We start from the raw sequence: 12,758 nt of genomic DNA, 5'->3' as shown, positions 1-12,758 counted from the left end.
CAACCTCAAGTATATTACAATTCTACTTTAGCAACTGCTGTTTTAGCTGCAAGAGAACCTGTTTTTTCTAATTTAACTGATTTAATTGCATCACCATTTGTGAAGACAACTACTGTTGAAGTTTCACGTCCTGCTGCACGGATAGCATCCAAGTCAGCTGTGACAAGGAGATCTCCTGCTGCAACTTTTTGTCCTTCAGCAACATGAACTGTAAATGGTTTACCTTCAAGACTTACTGTGTCCAAACCAATGTGAACCAATACTTCAAGACCTGCTTCAGTCACAATACCAAGAGCATGTTTTGTTGGGAAGATACTTGATACAGTACCTGAAGCTGGAGATACAATGTTTCCATTTGCAGGTTCTACTGCAAATCCATCACCCATCATTTTTTGAGCAAATACTGGATCTTTTACTTGTTCCAAAGCAACAACTTGACCGTCTGCTACTGAGTAAACTTCCTCAGTAAGACCTTTGAAGTGAACAGTGTTTTGTTGTGCTTCAGTCATTTGGCTTGGAAGAGTTTCAGGAATGATTTCACCTGAATCAAGGATATCTTGGATATCAGATTTCAACACGTCAGCTTTTGGTCCGTAGATAGCTTGAACCCCTTGTCCTTTCATGACAAGACCCATAGCTCCTTCTGCTTTCCATTGCTCTGCATTTCCTACTTTATCTGCATCTTTAACAGTTACACGAAGACGAGTCATACATGCGTCAACATCAACGATGTTTGCACGTCCACCAAGAAGGTTGATAATGTTTACAGCTTGAGAGCCTGCTGCAACTTTCACTTCGCTGCTAGATTCTTCTGAACCTTCAGCAGTTTCGTAGTTTCCGTTACGCCCTGGAGTTGCGTAGTTGAATTTTTGAATCATGAAGTTTGCGATAAAGTACATGATTACAGCAAAGAGAACAGTTACCCAAATGAAGTTAATGATATCCATACCGATACCAGCACTGATTGCAATAGGTGTACGAGTCAAGAACTCGATTGAACCGAATGAGTGCATACGTAGGTTTACAACGTCAGCCATAGCGAAGGCAGCACCTTGAACAAGTGAGTAAACAAGATACATAGGTGTTGCTACAAACATGAACATGTATTCGATTGGTTCAGTAACCCCTGTCAAGAATGTTGCAAGAGCTGTTGCAATCATCATACCTTTGTATTTATGTTTCTTGTCAGCATCAACATTACGGTAGATAGCAACAACGACACCCATCAAGATACCGAATGAACCGATCATTTGTCCAACTTTGAAACGAGCTGGATGTACTGTATCTAACAAGTGTTGGTATTGAGTAGCATCAGTACCTTTGAGGTTTACAAGGTCTGTTACCCATGCAAGCCATAGTGGGTCTTGACCAAATACTTGACTACCTTTAGCTGCACCAGTTAAGACATCATAAGTACCACCAAGAGCTGTGTAGTTCATTGGGATAGTCAACATATGGTGAAGACCAAATGGCAAGAGCAAACGTTCCAATGTACCATACAAGAATGGTGCAAGGATTGGAGCAGTTTCTTGTGAGTTGGCAATCCAGATACCAAAGCTATTGATACCTGTTTGAACTACTGGCCAGAAAGCAGCAAGTACAATTGCAGCAATTATTGAACGAAGAATAACTACAAACGGTACAAAACGTTTTCCGTTAAAGAATGAAAGTGCATCAGGAAGCTTACGGAAGTTATAGTATTTATTGTAAGCAGTTGCTCCAATAAAACCAGAAATAATCCCTACGAATACACCCATGTTAAGTGCTGGAGCTTCAAGAACACTGATAAAGTAATCAGCAACTTTGATTGAACCACCAAAGATAGTAGTTACCATAGCATCTGGATTTTTCAACATATCGCCTGATACACCAAAGATTGTACCAGTGATACGGTTAATCAAGATGAAGGCAAGACCAGCGGCGAAAGCACCACCAGCACGTTCTTTAGCCCAGCTTCCTCCAATAGCGAGGGCGAACAAGATATGAAGGTTAACGATAACTCCCCAACCGATTTGCTCTAGTACACCACCAGTAATAACGAGTGGTGCAAAGGTTGGGTTAATCATCACGATAGACTTACCGATTGAAATCATCAAACCAGCAGCCGGCATAACCGCGATAACCACCATCAAAGCCTTACCGAATTTTTGCCAAAATTCGAAAGACAAGACATTTTTGAATGTATCTTTCATCATTCAAATCTCCTTTATTTTTATTTAGGCAAACGTTTTACGAAAACGTTTGCACCTTTTATGATTTAATTATACCACTTTAATTTTTTTTGTAAAGGCTTTTACAAAAAAAATTACACTTTTTTCTAAAATTTTTGTAGCAAAAAAGGAGATCATTTAATCTCCTCATAAAAGTAACTAGTTTACCTAAATCTTCAAGAATCGGCGCATGGAAATTCCTGATCCCAGTGAACCAATGAAAATTCCAATCACAAATAATAGGGCAATCATCAGAGGAGTAAATACCTCTGGCGCGATCATAGAAAGATTTTGTCCGACCAATGACTTATTGACAGATTGGTAAACCATTCGATAAACAATAAAGACCAACACTGATGGCGCAGTTGCTCCAAGCAAACCAATGAAGGCACCTTCAAGTAAGAACGGTCCACGGATATAACTGTTCTTAGCACCAACCAAGCGCATGATTTGAATTTCACGACTGCGGGAAATAATGGTGATACGAATGGTATTTGAAATCAAGAAAACTGCAATGAAAATCAAAAGTCCTGCAATAACTAATCCCCAAACACGGATAAATGATGCTAGTTGGAATAGGCGTTCTGTATTGGCACCACCATCCTGAACCTCAGACACACCTTCAATTTTTTTAGCATCTTCAGCCACAGTTTTTACATCACTTGGCGTATTTGTATCAACGATATAGGCATCATAGAGGGGATTGGCATCTCCTTCAAAAATTTTCCAGTTATCACCCATTGTCTCGGTTAATTTTTCATATTGTTCTTCTTTACTTGAAAAAGTAACACTCTTAACAGTAGACATCCCCTTCAAAGCATTGTATACCTTGTGGTAGTCATTATTTGTAACAGTTTGACCTTCTTTTTCAATAGTCTCGCTATTATCAGCTACATCCTTACGAATATAAACCATCACTCGAACATTATTTTCAATATCTGTAGCTAGTTTCGCTGTATTGAAAATAACAGAAGCAAATATGGCAACCAAGGTCAAAGTAATCATGACTGAGCTGACAGCAGCCACTGTCATCCAACCATTTCGTTTCAAACTTTTTAGTGATTCAAATAAATGGCGAAAAAATCTACTAATCATCGTATCCATACTCTCCTTTTGATTCGTCACGAACGACACGGCCATTTTCAATGGCAATGACACGGTGGCGCAAGGTATTTACAATCTGGCTATTATGAGTCGCCATCAAAATAGTTGTCCCTTGTAGGTTAATCCGTTCCAAGAGATTCATAATTTCCCATGAATTATCCGGGTCCAGGTTTCCTGTTGGTTCATCGGCTATCAATACTTTGGGATTATTTACAATGGCACGTGCAATCGCAATCCGCTGTTGCTCTCCACCTGAGAGCTCATTTGGGAAAGAACGAACCTTGTGCTTCAACCCAACCAAGTCTAAAACTTCCATCACACGTTTTTTGATATTACGGCGATTTTCCCCGATTACTTCCATAGCGTAAGCAATATTTTCATAGACCGTTTTCTTTGGCAAGAGTTTATAATCCTGAAAGACAACCCCAACACTACGACGTAGAAGCGGGACGTCTTTCTTTTTGATCTTAACCAGATTAAAACCAGCAACTGATAGGCTTCCTTTATCGATTTTTACTTCACGATATAGAGAACGAATGAAGGTTGACTTCCCTGCTCCTGAAGGTCCTACAATGTAAGCAAATTCTCCCGGTTGAACGCTAACCGAAACACCGCGTAGGGCAGTCGTTCCGTTGTCGTATTTTTTGACGACATCTCTCATTTCAATGATTGACATGTGAGTTCCTTTCTATCTTAGCTGATTCGCCACTTGAGATAAGCATCGATAAAACCATCTAGGTCTCCATCCATAACCTTATCTACCTGAGCAACTTCAAAGCTAGTTCGATGATCTTTTACCATAGTATAAGGCGTGAAGACATAAGAACGGATTTGGCTTCCCCATGTGATTTCTTTTTTCTCACCCTTGAGGGAATCTACCTCCGCAGCTTTCTTTTCTTGCTCCATTTGATAGAGCTTAGCCTGCAACATCTTCATAGCTCGATCTCTATTTCCATACTGGGTACGATCGACCGTTGATTGGACAACAATTCCAGTTGGAATGTGGGTCAGACGCACACCTGTTGAAACCTTGTTGACGTTTTGTCCACCGGCACCACCTGAACGGAAGGTATCCATCTTGATGTCATCTTCCCGGATTTCCACTTCAATGGTATCGTCCAACTCAGGCATCACTTCTACAGATGTGAAAGAGGTATGGCGACGTTTAGCAGAGTCAAACGGCGAAATTCGCACCAAACGGTGCACACCCATTTCTGACTTGAGAAGACCATAGGCATTAGGACCTTCAAATGATAAGGTTACTGACTTGATACCAGCCTCATCACCTGCTTGATAATCCAAGACTTCTACTTTAAAGCCTTTGGCATTGCCATAACGAGTATACATACGAAGCAGCATATCACCCCAGTCCTGCGCCTCAGTACCACCAGAACCTGGATGGATTTCCAAGATGGCATTATTATGGTCATAAGGTTCTGACAAGAGCAAGGTCATCTCATAACTGGTCATCATCTTATCAAGTTCTGATAACTGCTCAACCAATTCTTCATGCACCGACTCATCTTCAGCTAAAAAGTCTAATAAAATTTCGACTTCATCCTGCAACTCTTCCATTTTGTGGAAGGTGTTGTAGGTGTTTTTTAATTCATTTAATTCTTGCGACGTTTTTTGGGCCGCGATATTATCGTTCCAAAAATCAGGTTCTGTCATCTTATTTTCCAAGATGGCAATCTCTTCCTCTAGACCTTCTAGGTCAAAGAGACCCCCTGAAAGAAGCTAATTTTTCACGATTTGCGTCAATTTTCTGACGAATTACTGAAATGTCCATAAATACTCCTTTTTTACATCATTTCATTATAGCATATTTTATCATTTCTTTCCATCTTTTGCTCTAATACCCTTTTCATGAAAAAAGAAGGCTCTATAATATTTGTAGTGGGTAAATCCCCTATGAATCTTATGGAGCCTATTTTTGTGTAGAAAAAAAGTCCCATATGACCTATAATGAAAAGCGACTAAACAACTCATTAGAAAGATTCATATGGAACAATTACATTTTATCACAAAACTACTCGATATCAAAGACCCAAATATCCAGATTCTAGACATCATCAATAAGGATACACTTAAGGAAATCATCGCTAAACTGGATTACAATGCCCCATCTTGTCCTGATTGTGGACATCAAATGAAGAAATATGACTTTCAAAAACCGTCGAAAATTCCTTACCTCGAAACGACTGGTATGCCTACTAGAATCCTCCTGAAAAAGCGTCGATTCAAGCGCTATCATTGCTCGAAAATGATGGTCGCCGAAACCTCTCTCGTCAAGAAGAATCATCAAATTCCTCGTATCATCAACCAAAAGATTGCGCAAAAGCTGATTGAAAAGACTTCTATGACCGATATTGCTCATCAGCTGGCTATTTCAACTTCAACTGTCATTCGTAAGCTCAATGACTTCCGTTTTAAGTCTGATTTTTCTTACCTCCCTGAGATTATGTCCTGGGACGAGTACGCTTTTACAAAGGGAAAGATGAGCTTTATTGCACAAGATTTTGACAAGCTCAACATTATCACTGTTCTTGAAGGCAGAACACAGGCTGTCATCCGAAATCACTTTCTTCGTTACGATAGAGCAGTCCGATGTCAGGTGAAAATCATTACTATGGATATGTTTAGTCCCTACTATGCCTTAGCTAAACAGCTTTTTCCAAACGCTAAAATCGTGTTGGATCGTTTCCATATTGTCCAACACATGAGCCGTGCTATGAGTCGTGTGCGTGTCCAAATCATGAATCAGTTTCATCGAAAATCCCATGAATACAAGGATATCAAGCGTTACTGGAAGCTCATTCAACAGGATAGTCGTAAACTCAGCGATAAACGTTTTTATCGCCCTACTTTTCGCATGCACTTGACGAATAAAGAGATTTTAGACAAGCTTTTGAGCTATTCAGAGGACTTGAAACACCACTACCATCTCTATCAACTCTTGCTTTTTCACTTTCAGAACAAGGAGGCAGACAAATTTTTCGGACTTATTGAGGACAATCTTAAGCTGGTTCATCCTCTTTTTCAGACTGTCTTTAAAACCTTCCTCAAGGATAAAGAGAAAATTGCCAACGCCCTTCAACTACCCTATTCCAACGCCAAACTGGAAGCCACCAATAATCTCATCAAACTTATCAAGCGCAATGCCTTTGGATTTCGGAACTTTGAAAACTTCAAAAAAAGGATTTTTATCTCTCTGAACATCAAAAAAGAAAGGACGAAATTTGTCCTTTCTCGAGCTTAGCTTTTCATCAACCCACTACAGTTGACAAAGAGCCAAAAAGAACCGTAAAAAAGAACGTAAAAAGAAGCCTTTCGGCTTCCCTTCTTACAAGACTTTTGCTGAAGTACGAGTAATTTCTTCTACTTGAATATTCTCTGATTCAAATTTTTCTTTCAAGGCTGGTAAATCAATTGAGCCATCGATTTGAACTTCGATAATCACCTTACCATCTTTACGCGGAATATTTACTGTATGAGAGATATTCAAATTTTCTTCTGCAATCAAAGAAACAATCTTTCCGAGGACACCAACTTCATCTTCTGTAACAAAACGCACACGAATTCCTTCTTCACCATAACCAGCAATTTCAAGAAAGGCTTGGAAAACGTCACGGTCCGTAATAACTCCGTATACTTGATGATTATCTACGACAGGAAGAATACCAATCTTGTTTTTCAACATCAGATAAGTTGCATCCTCTAGACTCGCATAGCCTGAAACAGTGACAACATCGCGAATCATGACATCTTTTACTTTTGTCTTATTTAGAAGATAATTCATCTCATAGATAGAAAGACTGGTTGCTTGTGATGGACTAGCTTGGGCAATGGTGCCCTCAGTCACCAAACCAACCAATTGATCATTTTCGATAACAGGCAAGCGGTGCAACCCTTGCTCTCTCATCAAATCTGCTGCATGAGATACTGTTGTATCTGGACTAATATACACTACCTTGCGGGTCATAAAATCTTTAACTGCCATGAGACTTCTCCTTTTCTATTCTTATCCTATTATACAATCTTTTTGTAAATCCATCAAACGCTTACATTTCTTTTTCAAAATTCAGAAAAGTATGAATAAGCTAGCAAAAAGAGCTCTAAAATCGAGCTCTGTGAATGAAGAGTGGTACGCTTCATTCTGTTCTGTTTCAATGATTAGGAGCTAACCTTCCAGTGCAGATGAGAATTGCTTCGCAATCTCTATCCACCGATTAAAAAGGTCCCCCGGACTATAATGATGATTGCTTCGCAATCTTCATTTGCAACCTAAACTAGTCTACCAGACTATGCGATGATTGCTTACGCAATCTTCATCCGCCGACTAAAAAGGTCCCCCGGACTATAATGATGATTACTTCGTAATCCTCATCTACCGACTAAAACAATCCACTGGATTCGGATGATTGATTCGCAATCTCTATCCACCGATTAAAAAGGTCCCCCGGACCTTTTTAACCACCTAGATATGCTTTTCTGACTTCTTCTGATGAAGCGAGTTCTTTTCCTGTTCCTGATAGGACAATTTTTCCTGTTTCCAGCACATAGCCTCGGTCAGAGATTGCGAGTGCTTTATTGGCATTTTGTTCAATCAAGAGGACGGTTGTTCCTTGTTTCTGGATGTCTTGAATGATATCAAAAATCTCTTGGATAAAGATTGGGGCAAGTCCCATTGATGGTTCATCTAAGAGAAGAAGTTTTGGTGTTGACATAAGAGCGCGTCCCATGGCAAGCATTTGTTGTTCCCCCCCTGAAAGAGTAGCTGCATCTTGGTTCTTCCGTTCTTCAAGACGAGGAAAGCGTGAGAAAACTTTTTTCAAGTTAGCTTGATTTTCTTCACGATTTTTCTTTAAGAAAGCTCCCATTTCTAGATTTTCCAAGACGGTCAAGCCAGGGAAGACGTGGCGTCCTTCTGGTACTTGTGAAAGGCCACCTGCTACAATTTTCTGAGCCGGCATTTTTTGGATTTCTTGACCTAAAAATTCAATCTTTCCTGAGCTTGGTCTAACTAGACCTGACAAGGTACGGAGAATGGTTGTTTTACCTGCACCATTGGCACCGATAAGGGAAACGACTTCTCCTTCATTCACTTCAAAGCTTACATCACGGACTGCTTGGATCATACCGTAATGTACAGAAAGATTATCAACTTTTAACATAGACATTAGGCTTCACCTCCTAAATAAGCTTCGATAACGCGTTTATTGGTCTTAATTTCGTCTGGAGTTCCCTGAGCAATCAAACGACCATATTCAAGTACGTAGATACGTTCTGTTACTTCCATTACCAGATTCATATCGTGTTCAATCAGCATGATCGTAATCTTAAATTCATCTTTGATACGACGAATTAACTCAGTCAATTCAGCTGTTTCCTGTGGGTTCATACCTGCTGCTGGTTCATCTAAGAAGAGAATTTTAGGTTCCGTAGCGAGGGCACGAACAATTTCCAAACGACGTTGTTGTCCGTAGGCAAGATTTTTAGCAAGCGTTTCTGCATCACCATCTAAATCAAAGATTTTAAGCAATTCCAAAGCCTTAGCCTTTAATTCTTTTTCACTCTTGTAAAAAGCTGGTAGGCGTAAGAAACTAGCAAAAACATGTTGTTTGTGATGGTTGCCAAAGGCAATCAAAACATTGTCCAAAACGGTTAAATCTTTAAAAAGACGGATATTTTGAAAAGTACGTCCAAGTCCCAAAGAAGCAATCTTATAAGGTGCCTTTCCATTCAAAAGGTGACCATCTAGTGTTACTGTTCCCTCACTTGGTTCATAAACACCCGTCAAGAGGTTGAAAAGGGTGGTTTTCCCAGCTCCATTTGGACCGATTAGTCCAACCAATTCCCCTTCGTTCAATTCAAGAGTCACATCTCCAACAGCTGTTAGACCGCCAAAATGTTTGGTTAACTGTTTTACTTCAAGTAATGCCATTAGTTTTGTTCCTCCTTCTTAGATTTTTTAAAGAAACGTGATAGGCTCAATTCCCATGTTCCAAGGAGTCCACCTGGTCTGAAAATCATTACCAATACCAAGGCCAAAGCGTAAATAATCATACGCACACTAGCAACATCTTGGAGAAGCATATTCAAAATTCCCAAAACAATAGCTGAAACAATGGCACCTGTAATGGAACCAAGTCCACCAAATACAACAATAATCAAAACGTTGATTGAGTTGATGAAAGTGTAATCTTTCGGTACAACAGACCCGATAAATCCAGCCTGAAGTGACCCTGCAATACTTGCAGTAATAGCACCAAAGACAAAGGCGATGATTTTAATTTTAGTCGTATTAACCCCAACTGACTCAGCAGCGATTTCATCCTCACGAACGGATAGGGTTGAACGACCAATTGGACTACGCAAGAAGTTCAAGGTTGCAATGGTTGTAATCACGACAAAGAAGTAAACCATTTGCCAAGTTGTAAAGTTAGGAATTCCTAAGATACCTGCTGCACCATTTGTAAGGCTTCCACCATTGATGATAAAGATACGGATAATTTCAGAAACACCTAGAGTCGCTACCGCAAGATAGTCCCCCTTCAAACGCAAGGTTGGAATGCCGACAAACAAGGCAACCGCTCCTGAAAGCAAAGCTCCTACCAGCATAGCTCCAAAGAAGGCACCGTAGGTTGGTGATTTAGAACCAATAATAGCTGCTGCATAGGCACCAATCGCCATGAAACCAGCATGACCAAGTGAAAATTGTCCTGAAAAACCAACGATTAAGTTAAGACCAACAGCCAGAATAATATTAATTCCGATTTGTTGTAAAATCTGTACATAGAATAGATTGAGTACTCCGACTGAAACCAGTACACTAATCAAGCCATAGCCAGCTAACAAAAGGAGTAACCATAGAATATTAACTTTTAAATTTTCTTTCATCGCTTACACCTTCTCTTTCACATTTTTACCAAGGATACCAGCTGGGCGGACAATCAAGATCAACAACAAGATTCCATAAACAATGGCATCACGGAAGTCTGACATCCCAAAGGCTGTCGCAAAGGTTTCCAATAGACCAATCACAAAACCACCAAGAGCCGCACCAGGAATAATTCCGATACCACCAAGTACTGCGGCAACGAAAGACTTAAGACCTGGAGTAACCCCCATCAAAGGCTCAAGAGAGTTATAATAAAGGGCAATCAGAACACCAGCCGCACCCGCAAGAGCAGAACCCAAAGCGAAGGTAAAGCTGATAGTACGATTTACATTGATCCCCATCAATTGCGCCGCATCGCTATCTACAGATACAGCACGCATGGCTTTCCCCATCTTAGTCTTTTGGACAATGACCTGTAACAAAATCATCAAAATCAAGGAAATGGCCAAAATCATTAACTGAACGTTTGTTAGACTAATTGGACCTAAATCATAGCGAACTGTTTGAATAGCTTGAGGAAAGGCACGTGTATTGGCACCAACCAGATAGACCATTCCATATTCCAATAGGAAAGAAACCCCAATAGCTGTAATCAAAACAGCAATACGAGTAGAGTGGCGCAAAGGTCGGTAAGCAAGGAACTCAATCAAGACACCAAGAATGGCTGTCGCTAGCATAGCTACAATAAGCGCTACAAAGAAATTCATTTGGAAAGAATTAATCAAGAAATAACCGATAAAGGCTCCCATCATATAAGTATCACCGTGGGCGAAGTTGATGAGCTTGATAATTCCATAAACCATGGTATATCCTAGGGCTAACAGCGCATAAACACTACCTAGAATCAAACCATTTACTAGTTGTTGGAGCATAAGATTCACTCTTTCTATTTATAATTTCGAGGATTTTTCCTCAATTTTTGATAGGTTCTTAAACATCGAAACAGGGAGTGAGTCAGAGGCTCATTCCCTATTTCAACATTTTCTATTATGGTTTTACAACTTCTGCTGCTTCAACCTTACCATTGTTCATGGTCATCATGTAAGCAGTTTTGACTGTGTTGTGGTCTGCATCGAAGCTTGTTTGACCAGTTACACCTTCAAAGTTTTTTGTTTTAGCAAGGTTATCCTTGATTTCACCTGAGTTTTTGGCACCTTTTGCTGCATTTGCTACAAGGTGAACTGAGTCATAAGCCAAGGCTGCAAATGTTGAAGGCTCTTCATTGTACTTAGCACGGTATGCGTCAAGGAAGGCTTTTGCTTTAGCTGAAACTTCTACAGTAGTTGAGAAGCCTGAGATAAAGTAGATGTTTGATGCTTTTTCAGCAGTTGCTTGTTGTACAAACTCTTCACCGTTGAATCCATCACCACCAACGATTGGTTTATCAATTCCCATACCACGCGCTTGGTTTACAATTTTACCAGCTTCAGTGTAGTAACCTGGGACGATGATAGCATCAAAGTCTTTCCCTTTCATTTTTGTAAGGGCTGCTTGGAAGTCTGTGTCGCCTGCTACGAAAGTTTCATCTGCAACGATTTCACCTTTGTAAGCTTCACGGAAGGCTTTGGCAATACCTTTAGCATAGTCGCTGGCATTGTCAGTGTAAAGAACAACTTTCTTAGCTTGCAATTTTTCAGAAACATAGTTTGAGATAATTTTTCCTTGGAAGCTATCTTGGAATGTTCCGATAAAGAGGTAATCTTGACCTTTAGTCAATCCATCTTGAGTCGCACTTGGCGAAATCAATGGAACACCTGCTTTTGTAGCGTTCGCTACCGCAGCTGCAGTTGCACCAGATGTAGCAGGTCCTACGATTGCTGATACTTTAGATTGGGTTACAAGGTTAGTTGTTACTGAAGCAGCTTCTGCTGTTTCAGACTTGTTATCTTTATCGACTACTTCGATTTGTTTTCCATCGATACCACCTGCTGCATTGATTTCATCAACAGCCAATTGGGCACCTTTTTGTTCAGATGTACCGTAGGCTGCTACGGCACCAGTTTCCTCGAAGTTAAATCCAATTTTGATTGTCTTTTCCTCTACTGAGTTACCAGCAGCGTTTGACGCTCCAGACTTCACTTCTCCACAGGCTGCAAGAAGTGCTACACTTGCAAGCGCCACAAACGATAGGGCAAATTTTTTCTTCATCTTTTTTGTCTCCTTATTTCTTAAATAAATAGCATGTTAAGAATATACCGAATTATCAGAAAATTGTCAACACTTTTCTTTAAGTTTTTCGATGATAACGTTTTCCTCTCGATAAAGATTGCCCACAAAGGGGGTTTCCAGCTCTTGGATATGGCAAACTCTGACTTTTTTTATAAACTTTTCCTTGCTCAAGCTCCCGACCAATTGCTCCACTTCTTGAGTTGGAACATAGAGTTGTAAGTAACGATGTTTCTTGGAATGATAGGTAATATCTCCATAATCCTGCAATTTTTTGGCATCACGATTATAGTAAAGATAGATAATCAAGCCAGATCGATTGACTTTTTCAAACATGATAAATCCTCTTTCTAAGAAATCTCTCCCTATTATACCAA

At 40.0% G+C, this 12,758-nt stretch carries 12 protein-coding genes; 1 reads left to right on the top strand and 11 read right to left on the bottom strand.

Annotated features, from left to right (window positions below; genetic code table 11):
• Nucleotides 1-14: 14 nt before the first annotated feature.
• From QM424_RS03895 to prfB, 4 genes are all read right to left on the bottom strand, one after another.
• Entirely contained in the window at nucleotides 15-2,195 is a 2,181-nt protein-coding gene (locus QM424_RS03895; RefSeq protein ID WP_414393116.1) for a PTS transporter subunit IIBC, read from the bottom strand.
• A 183-nt stretch (nucleotides 2,196-2,378) separates the two neighbouring features.
• Complete coding sequence (gene ftsX / locus QM424_RS03890) at nucleotides 2,379-3,305, bottom strand: permease-like cell division protein FtsX (RefSeq protein WP_000625550.1); 927 nt, start codon at nucleotides 3,303-3,305, stop codon at nucleotides 2,379-2,381.
• Nucleotides 3,298-3,990: a cell division ATP-binding protein FtsE gene (gene ftsE / locus QM424_RS03885; protein ID WP_000022265.1), complete on the bottom strand. Its 693-nt coding sequence runs from the start codon at nucleotides 3,988-3,990 to the stop codon at nucleotides 3,298-3,300. Before ftsE ends, ftsX begins: the two co-directional genes overlap by 8 nt.
• Before the next feature lie 17 nt (nucleotides 3,991-4,007).
• A protein-coding gene (prfB, locus tag QM424_RS03880) for a peptide chain release factor 2 (RefSeq protein WP_100069222.1) occupies nucleotides 4,008-5,103 on the bottom strand; the annotation gives its coding sequence in 2 pieces (ribosomal slippage) (nucleotides 4,008-5,030 and nucleotides 5,032-5,103; 1,095 coding nt in all).
• Nucleotides 5,104-5,316: 213 nt separating this feature from the next.
• Here prfB and QM424_RS03875 point away from each other — a divergent pair.
• Nucleotides 5,317-6,573, top strand: coding sequence for an ISL3 family transposase (locus QM424_RS03875; RefSeq protein WP_414393113.1), 1,257 nt, complete (start codon nucleotides 5,317-5,319; stop codon nucleotides 6,571-6,573).
• A gap of 84 nt (nucleotides 6,574-6,657) precedes the next feature.
• Here the strand turns inward: QM424_RS03875 and QM424_RS03870 are convergent, their stop codons facing one another.
• The 7 genes from QM424_RS03870 to QM424_RS03840 form a co-directional block, all read right to left on the bottom strand.
• Nucleotides 6,658-7,314 carry a CBS domain-containing protein gene (locus QM424_RS03870; RefSeq protein ID WP_261030262.1) on the bottom strand — a complete coding sequence of 219 codons (657 nt, stop codon included), beginning with the start codon at nucleotides 7,312-7,314 and terminating at the stop codon, nucleotides 6,658-6,660.
• Between the two features lie 469 nt (nucleotides 7,315-7,783).
• On the bottom strand, nucleotides 7,784-8,494 hold the full coding sequence (locus tag QM424_RS03865; RefSeq protein WP_049497486.1) for an ABC transporter ATP-binding protein: 711 nt from the start codon (nucleotides 8,492-8,494) through the stop codon (nucleotides 7,784-7,786).
• Complete coding sequence (locus QM424_RS03860; RefSeq protein ID WP_001185995.1) at nucleotides 8,494-9,258, bottom strand: ABC transporter ATP-binding protein; 765 nt, start codon at nucleotides 9,256-9,258, stop codon at nucleotides 8,494-8,496. Before QM424_RS03860 ends, QM424_RS03865 begins: the two co-directional genes overlap by 1 nt.
• The gene (locus QM424_RS03855; RefSeq protein WP_060806239.1) at nucleotides 9,258-10,214 is read right to left on the bottom strand and encodes a branched-chain amino acid ABC transporter permease; all 957 of its coding nucleotides are present in this window, start codon (nucleotides 10,212-10,214) and stop codon (nucleotides 9,258-9,260) included. The genes QM424_RS03860 and QM424_RS03855 overlap by 1 nt, the downstream gene beginning before the upstream one ends.
• Before the next feature lie 3 nt (nucleotides 10,215-10,217).
• Nucleotides 10,218-11,087: a branched-chain amino acid ABC transporter permease gene (locus QM424_RS03850; protein WP_414393110.1), complete on the bottom strand. Its 870-nt coding sequence runs from the start codon at nucleotides 11,085-11,087 to the stop codon at nucleotides 10,218-10,220.
• A 115-nt stretch (nucleotides 11,088-11,202) separates the two neighbouring features.
• Nucleotides 11,203-12,363: an ABC transporter substrate-binding protein gene (locus QM424_RS03845; protein WP_261030264.1), complete on the bottom strand. Its 1,161-nt coding sequence runs from the start codon at nucleotides 12,361-12,363 to the stop codon at nucleotides 11,203-11,205.
• Between the two features lie 66 nt (nucleotides 12,364-12,429).
• Entirely contained in the window at nucleotides 12,430-12,717 is a 288-nt protein-coding gene (locus tag QM424_RS03840) for a YlbG family protein (protein ID WP_261030265.1), read from the bottom strand.
• Between the last annotated feature and the right edge of the window lie 41 nt (nucleotides 12,718-12,758).

The organism is Streptococcus mitis, assembly GCF_047464945.1.
Classification (GTDB): Bacteria; Bacillota; Bacilli; order Lactobacillales; family Streptococcaceae; genus Streptococcus; species Streptococcus mitis_EA.
This window is presented reverse-complemented; position numbering and strand designations above follow the sequence as displayed.